Annotated in this window: 16 protein-coding genes; 4 read left to right on the forward strand and 12 right to left on the reverse strand. The window is 68.1% G+C overall.

All coding sequences use genetic code 11. From position 1 onward, the window contains the following. Nucleotides 1-42 precede the first annotated feature (42 nt). The 3 genes from guaB to ACQCSX_RS10340 all read right to left on the reverse strand — a co-directional run bounded on the left by guaB (nt 43) and on the right by ACQCSX_RS10340 (nt 5,889). Entirely contained in the window at nt 43-1,557 is a 1,515-nt protein-coding gene (gene guaB, locus ACQCSX_RS10330; protein ID WP_427018891.1) for an IMP dehydrogenase, read from the reverse strand. A gap of 152 nt (nt 1,558-1,709) precedes the next feature. Next, nucleotides 1,710-3,809, reverse strand: coding sequence for an acyltransferase family protein (locus tag ACQCSX_RS10335; protein ID WP_427018892.1), 2,100 nt, complete (start codon nt 3,807-3,809; stop codon nt 1,710-1,712). 1 nt (nt 3,810) lies between these two features. Then, on the reverse strand, nt 3,811-5,889 hold the full coding sequence (locus ACQCSX_RS10340; protein WP_427018893.1) for an acyltransferase family protein: 2,079 nt from the start codon (nt 5,887-5,889) through the stop codon (nt 3,811-3,813). Between the two features lie 279 nt (nt 5,890-6,168). Here ACQCSX_RS10340 and ACQCSX_RS10345 point away from each other — a divergent pair, with 279 nt between their 5' ends. Further along, entirely contained in the window at nt 6,169-6,384 is a 216-nt protein-coding gene (locus ACQCSX_RS10345) for a hypothetical protein (RefSeq protein ID WP_427018894.1), read from the forward strand. Then, nucleotides 6,381-7,145, forward strand: coding sequence for a DUF389 domain-containing protein (locus tag ACQCSX_RS10350; RefSeq protein WP_427018895.1), 765 nt, complete (start codon nt 6,381-6,383; stop codon nt 7,143-7,145). The genes ACQCSX_RS10345 and ACQCSX_RS10350 overlap by 4 nt, the downstream gene beginning before the upstream one ends. 55 nt (nt 7,146-7,200) lie before the next feature. Here ACQCSX_RS10350 and groL read toward each other — a convergent pair whose 3' ends face one another. The 3 genes from groL to ACQCSX_RS10365 form a co-directional block, all read right to left on the reverse strand. Continuing rightward, nucleotides 7,201-8,814, reverse strand: coding sequence for a chaperonin GroEL (gene groL / locus ACQCSX_RS10355; RefSeq protein ID WP_427018896.1), 1,614 nt, complete (start codon nt 8,812-8,814; stop codon nt 7,201-7,203). Between the two features lie 81 nt (nt 8,815-8,895). Further along, nucleotides 8,896-9,192: a co-chaperone GroES gene (groES, locus tag ACQCSX_RS10360; protein WP_427018897.1), complete on the reverse strand. Its 297-nt coding sequence runs from the start codon at nt 9,190-9,192 to the stop codon at nt 8,896-8,898. A gap of 248 nt (nt 9,193-9,440) precedes the next feature. After that, complete coding sequence (locus ACQCSX_RS10365) at nt 9,441-10,562, reverse strand: hypothetical protein (protein ID WP_427018898.1); 1,122 nt, start codon at nt 10,560-10,562, stop codon at nt 9,441-9,443. A gap of 82 nt (nt 10,563-10,644) precedes the next feature. Here ACQCSX_RS10365 and ACQCSX_RS10370 point away from each other — a divergent pair, with 82 nt between their 5' ends. Beyond that, complete coding sequence (locus ACQCSX_RS10370) at nt 10,645-11,865, forward strand: THUMP-like domain-containing protein (RefSeq protein ID WP_427018899.1); 1,221 nt, start codon at nt 10,645-10,647, stop codon at nt 11,863-11,865. A 78-nt stretch (nt 11,866-11,943) separates the two neighbouring features. Here the strand turns inward: ACQCSX_RS10370 and ACQCSX_RS10375 are convergent, their stop codons facing one another. Beyond that, complete coding sequence (locus ACQCSX_RS10375) at nt 11,944-12,756, reverse strand: shikimate 5-dehydrogenase (RefSeq protein WP_427018900.1); 813 nt, start codon at nt 12,754-12,756, stop codon at nt 11,944-11,946. A gap of 180 nt (nt 12,757-12,936) precedes the next feature. Between ACQCSX_RS10375 and ACQCSX_RS10380 the strand changes: the two genes are divergently transcribed. Further along, nucleotides 12,937-14,088 (forward strand): glutamate--cysteine ligase, encoded by a 1,152-nt coding sequence (locus tag ACQCSX_RS10380; protein ID WP_427018901.1) that lies wholly within the window; start codon nt 12,937-12,939, stop codon nt 14,086-14,088. Nucleotides 14,089-14,197: 109 nt separating this feature from the next. Here the strand turns inward: ACQCSX_RS10380 and tsaD are convergent, their stop codons facing one another. From tsaD to alr, 5 genes are read right to left on the reverse strand one after another with little or no spacing between them, the layout of a single operon-like run. Next, complete coding sequence (gene tsaD, locus ACQCSX_RS10385; RefSeq protein ID WP_427018902.1) at nt 14,198-15,286, reverse strand: tRNA (adenosine(37)-N6)-threonylcarbamoyltransferase complex transferase subunit TsaD; 1,089 nt, start codon at nt 15,284-15,286, stop codon at nt 14,198-14,200. Beyond that, entirely contained in the window at nt 15,283-15,744 is a 462-nt protein-coding gene (rimI, locus tag ACQCSX_RS10390) for a ribosomal protein S18-alanine N-acetyltransferase (RefSeq protein ID WP_427019024.1), read from the reverse strand. The genes tsaD and rimI overlap by 4 nt, the downstream gene beginning before the upstream one ends. 23 nt (nt 15,745-15,767) lie before the next feature. Further along, nucleotides 15,768-16,496: a tRNA (adenosine(37)-N6)-threonylcarbamoyltransferase complex dimerization subunit type 1 TsaB gene (gene tsaB / locus ACQCSX_RS10395; protein WP_427018903.1), complete on the reverse strand. Its 729-nt coding sequence runs from the start codon at nt 16,494-16,496 to the stop codon at nt 15,768-15,770. A gap of 9 nt (nt 16,497-16,505) precedes the next feature. Then, complete coding sequence (gene tsaE / locus ACQCSX_RS10400; RefSeq protein WP_427018904.1) at nt 16,506-17,111, reverse strand: tRNA (adenosine(37)-N6)-threonylcarbamoyltransferase complex ATPase subunit type 1 TsaE; 606 nt, start codon at nt 17,109-17,111, stop codon at nt 16,506-16,508. Continuing rightward, entirely contained in the window at nt 17,108-18,253 is a 1,146-nt protein-coding gene (gene alr / locus ACQCSX_RS10405) for an alanine racemase (RefSeq protein WP_427019025.1), read from the reverse strand. The genes tsaE and alr overlap by 4 nt, the downstream gene beginning before the upstream one ends. Between the last annotated feature and the right edge of the window lie 101 nt (nt 18,254-18,354).

Below are 18,354 nucleotides of genomic sequence, written 5' to 3' on the forward strand. Positions count from 1 at the left end.
GCCCACAAGTGCGAGCGCCGGGAGCGCTTGGGGATCAGCAGGTTATTTGGAGCCGTAGTTGGGGGCTTCCACCGTCATCTGGATGTCGTGCGGGTGCGATTCCTTCAGGCCGGCGGCGGTGATGCGGACAAACTTGCCCTTCGCCTTCAGGTCCGGGATCGTGGGCGCACCAACGTAGAACATGGTCTGGCGCAGGCCGCCCACCAGCTGGTAGGCCACGGAGGACAGCGGGCCACGGTAGGCCACCCGGCCCTCGATGCCCTCGGGGATGAGCTTGTCATCGCCGGAGACGTCGGCCTGGAAGTAGCGGTCCTTGGAGAAGGACGTGTTCTTGCCGCGGGACTGCATGGCCCCAAGGGAGCCCATGCCGCGGTAGGTCTTGAACTGCTTGCCGTTGACGAAGATCAGCTCACCCGGAGCCTCTTCGGTGCCGGCCAGCAGCGAGCCGAGCATCACGGTGTCGGCGCCGGCAACCAGCGCCTTGCCGATGTCGCCGGAGTACTGCAGACCGCCGTCGGCGATCAGCGGCACGCCGGCCGGGATGGCGGCCTTGGCGGACTCGTAGATGGCAGTGATCTGCGGCACGCCCACGCCTGCCACCACGCGCGTGGTGCAGATGGAGCCCGGGCCCACGCCCACCTTGATGCCGTCGGCACCGGCGTCGATCAGGGCCTGGGCACCCTCGCGGGTGGCGGCCTGGCCGCCGATGATGTCCACGTGCTTGACGGCGGGATCGCTCTTGAGGCGGCGGATCATGTCCAGTACGCCCTGGCTGTGGCCGTTGGCGGTGTCCACGAACAGTGCGTCGACGCCGGCGTCCACCAGGCGCATCGCGCGCTCCCAGCCGTCGCCGAAGAAGCCGATGGCTGCACCCACGCGCAGGCGGCCGGCCTCATCCTTGGTGGCCAGCGGGTACTGCTCGGCCTTGGCGAAGTCCTTGACGGTGATCAGGCCGCGGAGGTAGCCGCCGTCGTCCACCAGGGGCAGCTTTTCGATCTTGTGCTTGGCCAGCAGCGCTGAGGCGTCCTCGCGGCTGATGCCGACCCGGCCGGTGACCAGCGGCATGGAGGTCATGACCTCGCTGACGCGGCGGCCGGGGTACTCGCTCTCCGGAATAAACACGGTGTCGCGGTTGGTGACGATGCCCACCAGCCGGCCGTCGACATCCACCACGGGCAGGCCGGAGACGCGGTAGCGGGAACACAGTTCGTCCAGCTCGGCCAGCGTGGCCTCGGGGTGGACCGTGACCGGCTTGGTGATCATGCCGGACTCGCTGCGCTTGACCAGGTCAACTTGCTCGGCCTGGTCGTCGATGGAAAGGTTGCGGTGCACCACGCCCAGGCCGCCCTCGCGGGCCATGGCGATCGCCATCCGGGACTCGGTGACGGTGTCCATGGCCGCGGAGAGCAGCGGGGTCGCCACTGTGATGCGCTTGGAGATGCGCGAGCTGGTGTCGGCCTCGGAGGGGATGACGTCCGTGTGGCCGGGCAGCAGCAGGACGTCGTCGTAGGTCAGTCCTACGAAGGCGAAGGGGTCATGGATTTCGGGCTGGGTCACGAGTGCTCCTCGGCGGTGGGACCGGGTGGTGGTTGCAACCAACGGCTGGCACCGTGATTACGGAGCATGCCTGTGCGTTTGATACATCCTAAAACGAAAGCGGGCGCCGCCCTATTCCGCGTACCGCCCTCCGGGCCCCGTTGTGGGCGAACTCACGGCACCCACCCGGTGGCGGCGAGCAGGCGCGCTTCGAACATCGGGGCCATCGATTGGGTGTACGTCTTGGTCAGATGGTTGTCGTCCTTGTACACGTACACGTTGCCCACCACGGCCGGGCAGACGCCGCCGACGCAGATGTAGTCGCTCATGTCCATCAGGAACAGGTTGGGCACCTTGCCCGCGTAGGCATCCTGCGGGGACTGCTCCGCCAGGGAGTCCGACAACGGCGGGTTGCAGGCCGGGTCCGCGGGCCCCTTGGTGCCGGCACAGTCGGCCATGTTGGTGGTGAAGCGCGGGTTGTCGCGCATGCCGATGACCTGGATGCCGGCGTCGGTGAACGGGGTGATGCCGTCCAGATAGCCGGGCACCTCCTTCTCAAACGGAGCATTCTCCAGGGTCAGCGTGGACAGGGTGAAGACGGCATCGGGCTTGAGGTCCAGGATGTACTGACGGTCCGCCGCGTTGAACTCGTTGCAGTCCGCCGCACGGCTGGGGTCATCGGCCCCGTAGCGGCAGCCGGACTTGACCATCATGACAATCTGCCAGTTGTACTTGGTGGCCAGCTCGTCCCAGTCCGGCAGCCACTGCTGCGAGTGCGAGTCGCCCAGCACCACGATGGTCTTGGTCGGCGTGCCGGTGGGCTGGTTGGCATGGCAGACCTGGGCCAGCAGGGCCGACGCCGGGACCAGCGCGCCGGTGCAGTCGCCGTCGATGGTGGCGAACTCGTTCTTTAGCTGGGCCGGGGCCGGGCTGACCTTGGCGCTGGGCGACGGCTCCCCCGTGTAGCCCGGTTCCAGTGCGGCCGCGCCGGGGTTGTCTGCCGCCGGCTGGGCGGCGACGGCCGCGTCGTAGGCGTTGATGCTGGACTGCCACAGCGCCACCGGACCGGCCAGCAGCGCCGCACAGGCGGCAATGACGACGGCGGAGCGCCAGGCACGCACTTGCGGCCAGCGCCAGTCGCGCAGCGGGGTCTCAACATATTTGGTGGTCAGCCAGGCCAGCAGCAGCGCTGTGCCGATGATCCCCAGACCCTGGAGCAGGCTCACCGAGCTTTGGCCCGCGGCGACCAGGAACACCACCAGCAGCGGCCAGTGCCACAGGTACAGGGCATAGGAGATGCCGCCGAGGGCAACCAGCGGCTTGGCCGAGAGCATCCGGTCGGCACCGGCGCGGCTCCCGGAGGCACCGGCCAGAATCACCAGCGAGGCCGCCAGCGTGGGCCAGAGGGCGATGTAGCCGGGGAACTGCTGGTCCACGGTGAGGATCAGCCCGCAGCCGAGCATGGCGGCCAGTCCAAGCCACCCCATCAGGACGCGGGCGAGCCGCGGCAGCCGGATGTACGGCAGGGCCAGGGCCAGCAGCGAGCCGAGCGCAAACTCCCACAGCCGTGCCCGGGTGTCGAAGTAGGCATAGGCCTGGTTGGTGGCTGTCTCATGGATGGAGAAGGCCAGCGAGAAGGCAAAGATGGCAGAGAACACGGCGCCGAGGATGGCACGGTAGCCCAGCCACGGGGCCAGCGCCGGATATCTGCGCGGCAGGCCGCTGGCCCGGAGCAGGCGCAGCAGCACGGCGGCGGCGGCAAAGACCAGCGGCCAGAGGAGAAAGACCTGGCCCTGGATGGAGAGCGACCAGAAATGCTGCAGCGGACTGGCGCCGGAGTGGTCCACGGCGTAGTAGTCCACGGCGGTGTCGGCCAGCAGCCAGTTCTGCGTGTAGAGCAGCGAGGCCCAGGCCTGGTCCAGGATGTCCGGCCAGCGCCGCGGCGGCAGCACCGCCCACGTCAGGCCCAGCACCGCCACGAGCACCACGACGGCGGCGGGCAGGAGCCGCTTGAACAGGTGCAGCCAGTGCCGCAGCAGGCTTAGCGGCTTGCCGGCCTCCACCTTGGCGGTGAACTGGCGGGTCATCAGGAACGCCGAGACCAGCAGGAACACGTCCACGCCGCCGGACACCCGGCCGAGCCAGACATGGTAGGCCACCACCATGAGCACGGCCAGCGCCCGCAGGCCCTGGACCTCGGGCAGGAATTTGCGCGCCGCCGACGGCGTGCCGGGCCCGGGCCGGGCGGACGTTGCTTTCATCGTTGCAGCCATGTCACCACCCCACCGCGTCATGGAATTCCTGTTCGACGACGGGTGTCATCGTGTGCATGTAGGTGGTTGTCACGTGGCTACCGTCCTTGTACACCACCACATTGCCGATGGCTGCGGGGCAGTTGTTGTTCGGGCAGAAATACGCGGTGAAGTCCAGGAATTTCACCCCATGGAGGTCCGCCCGCAGGGCGTCGGTGGGCGCCTCGTCCGAGAAGTTCTGGTTGAAGCTGGTGCTGCAGGCCGCCGGATCGGTGGGGTGCTTCGCCAGGCACTCCGGTCCCGACTCAAGCGGCGTCTGGTCGAATCTGGGCGTATCGCGGATCGCGACCACGGGGATGCCGGCGTCGGACACCTTGGAGATGAGCGGAGCCCACGACGGGTCCATGTACTCCGTGGTGGTGAAGTTGTAGGCCGCGCGCGTGCTGGTGGTGATGACGGCGTCGGGCTTCAGGGCAAGGGCCGAATCGATCGAGTTGGCGACAAAATCGGTGCAGCCGGCCGGAACAGTGGTGTCGGTGCCATCGGTGATGGGGCAGAATCCCGCCGTGAAGGCCACCACGCGCCAGTTGTTTTTCTTCGCCAGGTCAAGGAACGGTGTGCTCCAGACCAGCGCGTGCGAACTGCCCACAACGACAATCGTCTTGGCGGGGTTGGTGTCGATTCCGTTGTCGCAGCGCGTCCTGGACTCGTCCGCCGGATCCAAGACCTGGCAGCCGCCGTCCCAGACCGGCCATTGGTCGGCCACATCCGTCAGGGCGGGCACCAGTGGCGCTCCGGCCTCCGCGTCTTTGCGGACATAGCCGGGGAACAGGGCCGCCGCCCCCGGGTTGGCGGCCGTCGACCCCAGGCTGGGCTTGGGGGCATCGATGATCATCTTCAGCTGGATGCCGCCCAGCGGGACGGCCACCAGCAGGGCACAGGCCACCATGACGACGGCGGCACGCCGCGTGCTTGACTCGGCCCACTTCCAGTTCCGGATGGGCTTTTCCACCAGCCGTGTGCTCAGGATGGCCAGCGCTATCGACACCAGGATGATGGCCGTGCCGGCGAGCGGCCCCGGCCGTTCCTTGTCGGCGACGGCGAGATAAACCACCAGGATGGGCCAGTGCCACAGGTAGAGGCCATAGGAGTTGTCCCCCATGTACACCAGGGGCTTGGAGCTGAGGAAGCGGTCGGCGCCAAAGCGGTGGTCCGTCTTCCCGGCAATGATGATCATGGCGGCCGCAAGCGTCGGCCACAGGGCGACAAAGCCAGGGAACTCCTGCTGGACCGTCAGCACTATCCCGCAGCTGACCATGGCGGCAATGCCAAACCAGCCCAGGACCACCCGCGCCGCCCGTGGCAGGTCCAGCCAGGGCAGGGCCAGGGCGAGCAGGGATCCCAGGGCAAATTCCCACAGCCTGGCGCGGGTGTCGAAGTAGGCAAAGGCCTGGTTGGTTGCCGTTTCCTGGATGGAGAAGGCCAGCGAGAGGGCAAAGATGGCCCCGAAGATGTACGCCAACAGCACGCGGTACCGGAGCTTGAACATCTTGGCGAGGACGGCGGCAACGGCAAAGACCAGCGGCCACAGGATAAAGACCTGGCCCTGGATCGACAGCGACCAGAAATGCTGGAGGGGGCTTGAATCGCTCGGGCCGGTGGCGCCGTAGGTGACCGAGCTCGCGGCCAGGGCCCAGTTCTCGAAATATCCCAGCGACGCCCAGCTTTGGGCATAGATGCTCCGCCAGATGGTCTGTGGAAGCCACAGATGCGTTGCACCGAGCACGGCCAGAAGCACCACGGCGGCGATGGGCAGCAGCCGTTTGAACAGGTGCAGCCAATGCCTTAGCAGCCGCAACGGCGCACCCTGTTCAACTTTTCGGGTGAACTGGCGGGTCATCAGGAAGGCCGAAATGAGCAGGAAAATGTCCACCCCACCGGACACCCGGCCCAGCCAGACGTGGTAGACCACCACCATCAAAACCGCCAACGACCGCAGCCCCTGGACCTCTGCCAGGAACTTGCGCTGGGGAGGGGGTTCAGGGAGCCGGCGCGAGAAGTGGGTGCCCCGCAGATTCCGGGGCAGGGTTCCAAGCGTCATACAAAAATCACCTTAAAATCATCAACCATCCCTATACACGCTACTGGGACTGCATTTGCCTCAACGACTTCTGTGATTTCCATCACTTAAATCCGGCGCAGCATGCACCGTGGTCCGGAGCGGCCCACCACGGCGGTGCGTGGGCCGCCGCGGCCGTCTTCCGTTCCAGTGTGCCGACCACCGCTGGACGGGCCGTAGGCGGATGCTGTGCGCGGGCTGTGAATGCCCCAAACGGCACGTAGTAGTCTCGGCCCCAGGCCCCACGGAAGGAAGCGTTCGATGACCTTGCAGGTTCGGGTGGTGGTGCCCGGCACGCTCACCGCCAGGGTTGTTGCCGAGGCGGAAGCTATTCCCGGCGTCTCGGAAATTGCGGTGCTGGCCGGGGCCTCGGTGCGCCCGGCCGGGGACATTGTCACGCTGGATGCCGACCGCAAGTGCATCGATGACCTGCTGGCCGCCTGCGCGGCCTCGACGTGGCCACTGTCGGCTCGGTGAGCATCAACGCCCCCGAGTTGGTGATCTCCGCACGGGCCCAGGAAGCCGTCGCCCTAGCCCCCGGAGAAGGGGCCGATGCCATCATCTGGGACGAGGTGGAGACCAACACCAGCGAGGAATCCAAACTCAGCTGGAGCTTCCTGGCGTTCCTGGTCATCGCCGTCCAATTGGCGGGCATTGGCATCGTCACCGATTCCACCATCGCCATCGTGGGCGCCATGGTGGTGGGGCCCGAATTCGGCCCGCTGGCCGGGCTGGCCGTGGCCCTGGTGGACCGCCGCTGGGCGCTGGCCCGGCGTGCGGCGCTGGCCCTGGGCGTCGGCTTCCCGGTTGCCATGGGTGTGGCGGCACTGGCCACCTGGCTGTCCATCCAGCTGGGTCTGGTGGATCCCGGATTCCTGGACCACGGCGACCCCGCCACGGAATTCATCTACCACCCCGGCTGGTACTCGTTCATCGTCGCCGCATTGCCCGGCGCCGCAGGGATGCTGTCCCTGATCGGGCGCAAGCCGGCCGTCCTGGTGGGCGCCTTCATCTCCGTCACCACCGTCCCGGCCGCCGGCTTTGTCGCCGTCGCCCTTGTCCTTGGCCAACCGGAGAAGGCGGCAGGCTCCGCGCTGCAGCTGCTGTTGAACCTGATGGGCATCATCGTCTCGGCCTCCGCTGTCCTCCTCTTCTACCGGCTGCTGCGCCGGCGCCGCCCCACCGGAGTGTCCCGGTACTCCGCCAACCCCTTTAAACGCCAACTGCCCCGCAGATAACGTCGGCTTGGGCGTCCAAGCTAGCGTTAAGTGCGGGGCAGTTGGTTAGGGATGCCTAGTGCTGGTGGCCAGCGTGGCTGTCCTCGTCCTCGGCCGGCTTCTCCGTCACCAGTGCCTCCGTGGTGAGCACCAGGGCGGCGATGGAGGCCGCGTTGCGCAGGGCGGAACGCGTCACCTTCACGGGGTCGATGATGCCGGCGGCAACCAGGTCGCCGTACTCGCCGGTCGCGGCGTTGAAGCCGAAGCCATCTTCCAGCTCGCCCACCTTGTGGACGACGACGTAGCCGTCGTGGCCGGCGTTCTGGGCGATCCAGCGCAGCGGCTGGGCCACGGCGCGGCGGACCAGCTCGACGGCGGTGGCCGCGTCGCCGGTCAGCTGGCGCACGTTGCGGTCCTCGTCCAGGGCCTTGGCAGCCTGGACCAGTGCGGAACCGCCACCGGCCACGATGCCCTCTTCCAGAGCGGCACGCGTGGAGGACACGGCGTCCTCGATGCGGTGCTTCTTTTCCTTCAGCTCAACCTCGGTGGCGGCGCCAACCTTGATCACGCCGATGCCTCCGGCCAACTTGGCCAGACGCTCCTGGAGCTTTTCCTTGTCCCAATCGGAGTCGGTGCGCTCCAGCTCGGCACGCAGCTGGGACACGCGGTCCTTCACGTCACCGACGGTGCCGGCACCGTCGACGATGGTGGTGGAATCCTTGGTCACGGTGATCCGGCGGGCGGTGCCCAGGACCTCGAGGCCAACCTGGTCCAGCGACAGGCCGATCTCCGGGGAGACAACCTGGGCGCCGGTCAGGATCGCGATGTCCTGCAGCATCGCCTTGCGGCGGTCGCCGAAGCCCGGAGCCTTGACGGCAACCACGTTCAGGGTGCCGCGCATCTTGTTGACGATCAGCGTGGACAGAGCCTCGCCGTCAACATCCTCGGCAATGATGAACAGCGGCTTGGAGGCCTGCAGGGCCTTCTCCAGCAGCGGCAGGAAGTCCGCGATGGAGGAGATCTTGCCCTGGTTGATCAGGATCAGTGCGTCTTCCAGCACTGCTTCCTGGCGCTCAACGTCGGTGACGAAGTACGGGGACAGGTAGCCCTTGTCGAACTGCATGCCCTCGGTGAGGACCAGCTCGGTCTGCGTGGTGGAGGACTCCTCGATGGTGATCACACCATCCTTGCCCACCTTCTCGAAGGCCTCGGCCAGCAGATCGCCAATCTCCGTGCTCTGCGCGGAGATGGCGGCAACCTCTGCCACCTGGCGGCCCTGGACCTCGCGGGCGTTGGTCAGCAGGCGCTTGGAGATGGCTTCGACAGCCACCTCGATGCCGTGCTTGAGGTCGCCGGGGGCGGCGCCAGCAGCAACGTTGCGCAGGCCTTCCTTGACCAGCGCCTGTGCCAGCACCGTCGCCGTCGTCGTGCCGTCACCGGCCACGTCGTTGGTCTTGGTGGCAACTTCCTTCGCCAGCTGGGCACCCAGGTTTTCGTACGGGTCGTCCAGCTCAATCTCACGGGCGATGGTCACGCCGTCGTTCGTGATGGTGGGGGCGCCCCACTTCTTGTCCAGCACAACGTTGCGGCCGCGCGGGCCCAGGGTCACCTTGACGGTGTTGGCCAGCTTGTCTATGCCGGCCTCCAGGCTGCGGCGGGCAGCGTCGTTGAATTCAAGCTGCTTTGCCATGGTTCAGGTCCTTTCACGCAAAGGCCCCACGCCATCGATCCAGACAGGCTCGATCGGCGGCGCGGGGCATTGCTTTGGGTGCTACTTTACGATGATGGCCAGCACGTCGCGGGCAGAGAGCACGAGCAGCTCTTCGCCGCCGGTCTTGATCTCGGTTCCACCGTACTTGGAGTAGATGACAACGTCGCCAACTGCTACATCGACGGGAACGCGGTTGCCCTTGTCGTCAATGCGGCCGGGGCCCACTGCCACAACTTCGCCCTCCTGGGGCTTCTCCTTGGCGGTGTCCGGGATGACCAGGCCGGATGCAGTGGTCAGCTCAGCTTCGAGCTGGCGGACAACAATACGATCCTCAAGAGGCTTAATAGAGACCGACACTCGGACCTCTCCTTCACAAGAGTAAAAATCTTCGGATGAGTCAAGAAGCACGGGCCAGACCTGCGCTGCCAACGTCGTCGCGGTGCCGCCGGCAGGTGGTGTCTGAGGCTTCTCCAATTAGCACCCTCATGGTGAGAGTGCTAACCCCGACTCTATTGACTCGGTTAGCACTCGGTCAAGGCGAGTGCCAGCCGTGGCCGACGCCGAAGGGTGGTTTTCGCTGCCAGCGCACCGCCGCCTCTCTGGATCTATCGCATGGTCCCGCGCGTGCGTTCACCCAGCATCCGGTACAGCTCATCGGTTTTGGGGGCGAAGGACTCCACGGCGGAGAGCAAAAGGTTCAACCAGCCGTGGGCGATCCAATTCGGCTCAGCGAGTTTTTCAACCACTGCTTCATACGTCCAGGGAATCTCTTCAATGGTCCGGTTTTCGAACTTGTCCTGGGCCGTGCCCAACCGCCGGGCATTGAGGATCTGCGCGGCCGTAATGCCGGTGTTCCTGAGATTGACATGGCCCAGAAGCCCGAGCTGGTACCGCCGGACATCCAGCATGGCCGTGTGGAAATGGACAAACCGGCTCTCCACGTCAATGCCGAGTTCTTCCTTCATGCCGCGGGCCAGCCCCCGGTGCGGGTCCAATGCCCCCTTGGCGTTCCGGTCCTCCGGAAGCATGCCCTCGTTGACGGAAATGTGGTAGCCATTGCGGCCACTGCTGGTGAGCTCGGACCGGCGGACAAGAATGAGCCTGTCATCGTCCGTGACGACTGTCGCGTTCAGCCCAATCGCATGGATCATGCCCGGCGCAATGTGGGCGAGACGGTCCCCATCGCTCCCGAGGTCGATGTTGCCGGCGTCGAACTCTTCCATCCATGCACGGCCGCACACCTTGGCCGAGGCATGGTCGCTGTGCCACACCGACAAGTTCAGGACGGGCCGCTCGTGTTCGCGTGTTCTGCTCAGGGCATTGAGCCCATCGACTGCCAGCGAGGCACCGTTCCACTCGCCATCGGGAAATCCCTGCAGGCGCTGCCGTTCACTGGCAATCTCTGCCACAAGGCGTGCGGGATCCAGGGCGACCAGCGCCCCCGGCACGCGGGCCAGCTCGGTTTCGAGCTCCGGTGCCGGCCGTTCCGCAATGACGATGTCCTGTGGACGCCATCCGCCGGGAACGAATTGGAGAACGTAGAGGGCCTCATTGCCGCGCCTGACCAGTTCATCGCCCCTGCCAAAGCGGACAAGCCGTTGCAGCGCCCTGCGTTTGAAGAATTTCCGGGCAATGAGGCCCCACGCCCGCCCCGTCGTCGCCTCAAGCACCATCGTCAGGATGACGCCAAGAACCAGCGGACCAAAGAAGGCGAAGACAGAATCCAATGAATGCCCCAATTTCCCCAGCTGCGATCGACTAAACCGTTCCCGGCACGAGTCTATTCTGCGGCGGCGCTAGGGTTGTTCCATGGCCGAATCTGCAATCGCACCCCTGTTGACCTCCGAGGGATGGGCTCTGCTGAACTCGCTGGGCCCCTATGACGACAAGGACGCCTTCGCGCTGAACAACACGCTGCGCAAGGCCGGCCACTCCCCCGAGCTCGTGGCGGCGGTGCTGACCCAGTCGCGCCTGCGCACCAAGGCGGAGGCCAAGTTCGCCGAGTTTGCCCGGCAGATGATCTTCACCCAGGCCGGGCTGGAGCAGGCCACCCGCCTGGGCATTGCGGCCCTGCACGCCCAGCGCTTTGCCGCCGCCGGCATCAAGCATGTGGCCGACCTGGGCTGCGGCATCGGTGCCGATTCCCTGGCGATGGCCAGCCTGGACCTGCAGGTGACGGCCGTGGAGATGGATGAGACCACGGCGGCCTGCGCCACCATCAACCTGATGCCCTTCCCCTCCGCCACGGTGCGCCAGGGGCTGGCCGAGGAGGCCAACCTCGACGGCGTCGACGGCGTCTGGCTGGACCCGGCCCGCCGCACCACCTCCACCAGCGGCACCACCCGGCTCTTCGACCCGGAGGCGTTTTCGCCGCCGCTGTCCTTCGTGGAGTCGCTGGCCGCACGGGGCCTGGCCGTGGGCGTGAAGATGGGCCCGGGCATTCCGCACGAGTCCATCCCGGCCGGCTGCGAGACCCAATGGGTGTCGGTGGACGGCGATGTGGTGGAGGCGGCCCTGTACTTCAATGCCCTGGCGCGCGAGGGCGTCGTCCGCGCCGCCGCCGTGATCGGCAGCCATGGCATGGCCGAGCTCACCAGCCCGGTGGCCTACGACCCTTCCGGCCAGGACGTGCGGATCGGCCCGGTGGCCGGCTACCTGTACGAGCCCGACGGCGCCGTGATCCGGGCCGGGCTGGTGGCGGACCTGGCCCGGCGCCTGGATGCGCATCTGCTGGACGAGCACATCGCCTACATTTGCTCGCCGCATTTGGTGTCCACGCCCTTTGCCCGCGCCTACAAGGTGCTGGAGGTCAAGCCGTACAACGTCAAGGCGCTCAAGGCCTGGGTCAAGGCCAACCGGATCGGCGTGCTGGACATCAAGAAGCGCGGCATGGCCGTCACGCCGGAGGAACTGCGCCGCCAGCTGCTCACCGGCTCCGGCAAGGGCCCCAACAAGGCCACGCTGGTGCTGACCCGGATCGGCGAGGACCGCGTGGCCATCGTCGTCGAACCCGTCAGCGTCTCCGGCTAGGTGCACCCGGCACGGCGCAGGTGGCAGTCCGGCATTTTTCCGGCGACTGTGCCGCCTGTTCTGCTGCCGGCCCTCGCTCTACTGCCGGGAGAACTCGCTGGCTTCGCGCACCTGCTCGGGCGTGGGGCGCACACCGGTGTAGAGCACGAATTGTTCCTCGGCCTGGATGGCAATGACCTCGGCGCCGGTGATGACGGGCTTGCCGGCGGCGCGTGCGGCGCGGACCAGCGGCGTCTCCGAGGGCAGGGCGACGACGTCGAACACCACCGCGGCGGCAGCCACCGTGGCGTCCTCGAAGGACTGCACCTGAGCGTCGGCACCGGCCATGCCCAGCGGCGTGACGTTGACCAGCAGGTCCGCCGTCGCGGCCCCCACCTCGGGCAGCCAGCCGAAACCGTACAGTCCGGCCAGGGTGCGGCCGGAGCCCTCGTTGCGGGCCACGATGGTCACGGCGGTGAAGCCGGCATCGCGCAGGGCGGCGGCCACGGCCTTGGCCATGCCGCCGGAACCGCGCAGCAGCACGCTCAACGCCGGGTCAACGCGGTGTTCGGCGAGCAGCCGGGCGATGGCCAGGTAGTCGGTGTTGTAGGCGGTCAGCACGCCACCGTCGTTCACGATGGTGTTCACGGAATCGATGGCACTGGCTGAGGGATCCATCACATCCACCAGCTCGATGACGGCCTCCTTGTACGGCATGGAGACGGCCGCACCGCGGATGCCCAGCCCCCGGATGCCGGCCACGGCCTGGCCCAGATCCACCGGCGCAAAGGCCTTGTAGATGTAGTTCAGGCCCAGCTGGTCGTACAGGTAGTTGTGGAAGCGCGTTCCAATGTTGCTCGGCCGCGCGGCCAGCGAGATGCACAGGGTCATGTCTTTGTTCAGAATCGGCACCCCTCCATTGTGCCCCCGGCGGCGGCCGGACGCCCGGAGATCGCCGGTGGTGCGTCATGGTCCAGTCACATGCCGCCATATTCCGGTGGGGCGCGGCATCGGGCTGCATTAGAATTGGCGTAGATCCGGGTGCGCTGCGCATCTGGCACATTTGAGAAAATTACAGCCTGGGGAGCGCGCTTGAAGATCGATTTCGCCTCATCAGAGCAGTCGACGCTGGGCGTCGAATGGGAGCTGGCCCTGGTGGATTCCACCACCGGCGAGCTGGTGCCCGCCGCGAGCCAGGTGCTGGCCGCCGTCGCCGAGGCACACCCCGAGCTGGCCGCCGATGCCGAGCACCCGCACATCAAGCAGGAACTGCTGCTGAACACCGTGGAACTGGTGACGGGCATCTGCCACACCGCCGCCGAGGCCAAGGCGGACCTGGCCCGCAATCTGGCCACCCTGCGCGAGGCCACCGATCCGCTGGGCATCGACCTGCTCAGCGCCGGGACGCACCCCTTCAGCCACCCGCGCCAGCAGGCGGTCACGGACAAGGAACGCTACGCCAAACTGATCGACCGCACCCAGTGGTGGGGCAACCAGATGGTCATCTACGGCGTCCACGTCCACGTCGGCCTGGACCACGTGGCCAAGGCGATGCCGGTGCTGGACGGACTGGTGAACTACTTCCCGCATTTCCAGGCCCTCTCGGCGTCCTCGCCCTATTGGGACGGCGAGGACACCGGATACGCCTCCCAGCGGGCCCTGCTCTTCCAGCAGCTGCCCACCGCCGGCCTGCCGTTCCAGTTTCCGGACTGGAACGCCTACGAGGCCTATGTCCAGGACATGTTCACCACCGGTGTCATCGACGCCACCTCCGAGATCCGCTGGGACATCCGCCCGGTCGGCAACCTGGGCACCATCGAGATGCGCATCTGCGACGGCCTGTCCACGTTGGAGGAGATCGGCGCCATTGCCGCGCTCACCCAGTGCCTGGTGGACGATTTTTCCACCACGCTGGACAACGGCGGCACCATCCCCACCATGCCGCCGTGGCATGTGCAGGAGAACAAGTGGCGCGCGGCCCGCTACGGCCTGGACGCCATCATCATCTTGGACGCGGCCGGCAACGAGCAGCTGGTCACCGAGAACACGCTGGAGCTGCTGAACAAGCTGGAGCCCGTGGCGGCGCGGCTGGGCTGTTCCAATGAGCTGGCGGACGTGGAGAAGATCATCGCCAACGGGGCCGGCTACCAGCGCCAGCGCGCCGTGGCCGCCGCGAACGGCGGCGATCTGCGCGCCGTGGTGGCCGACCTGGTGGCGCGCATGCGCACCAACACGCTCCCGTAGCCAAGGAAGCACCCGTACCCAAGCACTCCGGAACGACGGCGGCACGCCCGTGCCGCCGTCGTTCCTGCGTTGGCCGGTGCTGGCCGGTGCTGGCCGGTGCTGGCCGGTGCTAGCCGGCCACGCTGATGCTTGTCACAGGCAGCGAGGAATCGGGGGCAAAGCCGATGCCGCTGGGGGCCACCCCGCGCATCGCCAGCTGGGCGCCCAGGGCCGCCACCATGGCACCGTTGTCCGTGCACAGGCCCAGTGCGGGCACCAACAAGGTGATGCCGGCGGCCTGCGTGCGCTCGGCCAGCAGGGCCCGCAGCCGCGAGTTGGCGGCCACGCCCCCACCCAGCAGCAAGGTGCCGATGCCCTGTTCGCGGCAGGCCAGCACGGCCTTGGCCGTGACCACGTCCAGCACGGCCTCCTGGAAGCTGGCGGCGATGTCCGCCAGGGGCGGCGCCTCGCCGCGGGCCTCGTACTGCTCCACGCAGCGGGCCACGGCGGTCTTGAGCCCGGAGAAGGAGAAATCGTAGCGGTGCGGCCCCGGGGCCTCGGCGGTGCCCATGTACTTGGGCACTGTGAGCCCGCGCGGGAACTTGATGGCCTTCGGGTTGCCCTCGCGGGCCAATTTGTCGATGGCGGGGCCGCCGGGGTAGCTGAGCCCCAGCAGCCGGGCCACCTTGTCAAAGGCCTCGCCGGCGGCGTCGTCGATGGTGGCGCCGAGCAGCTCGACGTCGTCGGCGATGCTGCGCACGCGCAGGATTTCGGTGTGGCCGCCGGAGACCAGCAGCGCGCCCAGGTTCGCCGGCAGGGCGCCGTCCGTGCCGGCGGCGATGGCCTCGTCCAGCAGCGCCACGCCCACGTGGGCCACCAGATGGTTGATCGCGTACAGCCCCTTGCCCGTGGCCAGCGCCAGCGCCTTGGCCGCGCTGACACCCACCATCAGGGCGCCGGCCAGGCCGGGCCCGGCGGTGACGGCGATGGCGTCGATGTCCGCCAGCTCGACGCCGGCCTCCCCAAGCGCCGCCGCCAGCGTGGGGACAAAAGCATCCAGGTGCGCGCGCGAGGCGATCTCCGGGATGACGCCGCCAAAGCGCACGTGCTCGGCCATCGAGGAGGAGACGGTGTTCGCCAGCAGGGTGGTGCCGCGGACGATGCCCACGCCCGTCTCGTCGCAGGAGGATTCAATGCCCAGAATCAGGGGTGCTTTCATGGCCGGTCCTCGGTGGTGGTTGCGTTGGGCTCTTCGTGAAGCCTCAGCCGCATGATCAGGGCGTCGCTGCCGTCCTTGTAGTAGCGCGGCCGCTGGTGGATCTGTTCAAAGCCGTAGCGGCGGTAGAGGTCCTGGGCGCGCGGATTGGCGGCACTGACCTCCAGCATCACGTCCTCGGCCCCGCGCCGGCGGGACTCCTCGATCAGCTCGGTGAGCATGGCCCGGGCGGTGCCGCGGCCCTGGAACTGCGGGAGCACGCCAATGGTCTGGATGTCCGCGATGGGCCGGATGCACATCAGCCCGGCATAGCCGACGACGGCGCCGTCCTGCTCGGCCACCACGTAGCGCCGGGTCTCCGGCTGGGCGAGCTCGTCCACGAACATCTGGCGCGGCCAGCAATCGGCGGCGAAGAGCTGGCGGTCCAGCTCGGTGATGAGGTCGATGTCCGCCGCCACCATGTCCCGCAGGACCACCGGGCCGCTCACAGGGCGCGCTTCCGCGGGCCGGGGACCTTGGCGTCGGATTCGCGCAGGTACAGCGGGGTGCTGTCCAGCAGCGGGCGGCCCAGAAGCAGGTTCCCCATGGCCATCAGGCCCAACGATTCCGCCCTGGGCTGGGCGGCGGCAAAGGCCGGGTCAACCGTGGCGCCGTTGGCCTCCAGCACCTCCTTGTAGATGCCGGCCCCCATGCCGTAGACCGGCAGCGGCGGCACCTCGGACGCGGGCCCGACGTGCGGACCCTCCAGCAGCGTGGCGTCCCAGGAGTAGCGGGCCCAGTAGACCTCCTTGCGCCGGGCGTCGGTGGCGATGACGAAGTCCCGGTCCGGATGGAGTTGCCCGGTACTGAGGTCCTCGACCTGGTAGCCGGCGCCGAGCACGTCCTTGGCCAGTGCGTCCAGGCTCATCATGCCGTGCAGCGGCACACCCCAGACAAAACTGAGGGTGCGGGCCATCGCGATGCCGGAGCGCAGCCCGGTGAAGGGGCCCGGGCCCACGCCCACCACGATGGCGTCCAGCGCGGGCCCCTCCACCAGCGGGTCGGCAAACAGGGCAGCGATCCCCGGGGCCAGCACCTCGGCATGGCTGCGGGTGTCCTCGGTCGCGAAGCTGGCGTCCACGGTGATGCCGGCGCCCGGGCGGCCCTCGTGGGGCACGGCGGAAACCAGGGCCGCGCTGGCAATGGCGGAGGTGTCAATGGAAAGAATGCGCACGTTTGAAGCCTATTCCACGCCGCTGGGGCGTTCGGTGGAGTCCGCGGCGGCACCGTCGGCGAGCGCGGCGAGGTCCACGTCCGCCCAGCGCGGTCCGACGGCGCGGATGCGCAGGATCCGGGCCTCGTCGTCGTCGCCGTCGTCCTCGCTGAAGTCCAGCTCCAGATCCGCTCCGGTGGCCGCGGCGGCCGCCTGGTCCGCGCCGGTGGCACGCACCAGTTCGATCTCCAGCCGGCTCTCGGCCAGGTGCTCCACCCGGTCCTGCCCCCACTCCACCACCGTCACGGCGGAGTCCAGGGTGTTTTCCAGGTCGATGTCGTCCACTTCCGCCGCGGATCCGAGCCGGTAGGCGTCAACATGCACCAGGTCCGGCCCGCCGGGGTTGTGGCCGGCGGGCTCGTTGGGGTGGATGCGGACCAGCACAAAAGTGGGCGAAATGATCCCGGGGCGCACGCCCAGCCCGTGGCCCAGCCCCTGGGTGAAGGTGGTCTTTCCGGCGCCCAGGCCGCCGCTGAGGACCAGCAGGTCCCCGGCGCGCAGCAGTGCGCCCAGCCGGTAGGCAATGGCCTGCGTTTGTGCGGCGGAGGTGGTGGAAAGTTCGACGGCGTGGCTCATGCCCCGGCCTCAGGTCCGGCCGGCGCGGCGTCGGAGTCGATGTACACCCGCGGCACGCGCCCGCTGATCCGGGTCACCACCTCGTAGTTGATGGTGCCGGCCGCCGCCGCCCATTCCTCCACGGCGGGCGCACCGGCCGCGGGGTCGCCAAAGAGCACCGCCTCGGCACCGAGCAGGGACGCGCCCGTGGCCGGCGAGGCCTCGGGGCCCAGGTCCACCACCATCTGGTCCATGGCAATCCGGCCCACTACGGGATAGCTGCGGCCGCCGATCAGCACCGGTCCGCCGGTGGCGATGCGCGGCACGCCGTCGGCATAGCCCAGCGGCACCAAACCCAGCGTGGTGGGCCGGTCCGTGACATGGTGCAGCCCGTAGGACACGCCCTGGCCGGCCGGCACATCCTTGCAGGAGGCGAGGCGGGTTTGCAGCGTCATGGCCGGGTGCAGCCCCAGCGCCGCGGAGCTCTGGTCCTCGAACGGCGAGAGCCCATACAGGGCCAACCCGGCACGGACCAGGTCGAAGTGGGTGTCGGGCCGGGACAGGATGGCCGGGGTGTTGGCCAAATGCCGCACCTCAAGGTCGGCTCCGGCGTCCTCGGCGAGGGCCACCGCCTCGCGGAAACGCTCCAGCTGCTCATCCGTTTCCATCCGCAGCGGCTCGTCCGCCACCGCCAGATGGGTGAACACGCCCACCACACGCAGCAGGCCCTCGTCCTGGTAGGAGATCGCCTCGGCCACGAACGTGTCCCAGGCGGCGGCGGTGCTGCCGTTGCGGCCCAGGCCGGTGTCGATCTTCAGGTGCACGCGGGCCGGACGCTCCAGGGCCCGGGCCGCTGCGACCACATGCGCCAGTTCCCAGCCGGAAACGCCCAGATCGATGCCGGCCTCCACGGCGGCCGCGAAATCGCTCGACGGCGTGTGCAGCCAAGCCAGCAAGGGGGCCTCGATGCCCGCCGCGCGCAGGGCCAGGGCCTCGGAAATGTGGGCCACGCCCAGCCAGCTGGCGCCGGCGTCCAGGGCGGCCCGTGCCACCGGGACGGCTCCATGGCCATAGGCGTCGGCCTTAACCACTGCCATCACCTGGGCCGGGGAGGCAACCGCGAGCAGCCGGCGCACATTGTGCCGGATGGCGGCCAGATCGATGACCGCCGCGCGCTCGGGCCAGAAGCCGTCGGCGGGGGTGGGGGTGGGCTGCGGTTGGGGGTGCTGCGGGGCAGGAATCACCCTCCCATTTTAGCCGTGGC

The organism is Pseudarthrobacter sp. P1 (genome assembly GCF_050156935.1).
Classification (GTDB): Bacteria; Actinomycetota; Actinomycetes; order Actinomycetales; family Micrococcaceae; genus Specibacter.

What these genes read in the sequence shown, in the direction of transcription:
- ACQCSX_RS10335 (WP_427018892.1), bottom strand. Translation starts at nt 3,809, where the DNA reads ATGGCTGCAACGATGAAAGCAACGTCCGCCCGGCCCGGGCCCGGCACG.
- ACQCSX_RS10340 (WP_427018893.1), bottom strand. Translation starts at nt 5,889, where the DNA reads ATGACGCTTGGAACCCTGCCCCGGAATCTGCGGGGCACCCACTTCTCG.
- ACQCSX_RS10345 (WP_427018894.1), top strand. Translation starts at nt 6,169, where the DNA reads ATGACCTTGCAGGTTCGGGTGGTGGTGCCCGGCACGCTCACCGCCAGG.
- groL (WP_427018896.1), bottom strand. Translation starts at nt 8,814, where the DNA reads ATGGCAAAGCAGCTTGAATTCAACGACGCTGCCCGCCGCAGCCTGGAG.
- ACQCSX_RS10370 (WP_427018899.1), top strand. Translation starts at nt 10,645, where the DNA reads ATGGCCGAATCTGCAATCGCACCCCTGTTGACCTCCGAGGGATGGGCT.
- tsaD (WP_427018902.1), bottom strand. Translation starts at nt 15,286, where the DNA reads ATGAAAGCACCCCTGATTCTGGGCATTGAATCCTCCTGCGACGAGACG.
- rimI (WP_427019024.1), bottom strand. Translation starts at nt 15,744, where the DNA reads ATGGTGGCGGCGGACATCGACCTCATCACCGAGCTGGACCGCCAGCTC.
- tsaE (WP_427018904.1), bottom strand. Translation starts at nt 17,111, where the DNA reads ATGAGCCACGCCGTCGAACTTTCCACCACCTCCGCCGCACAAACGCAG.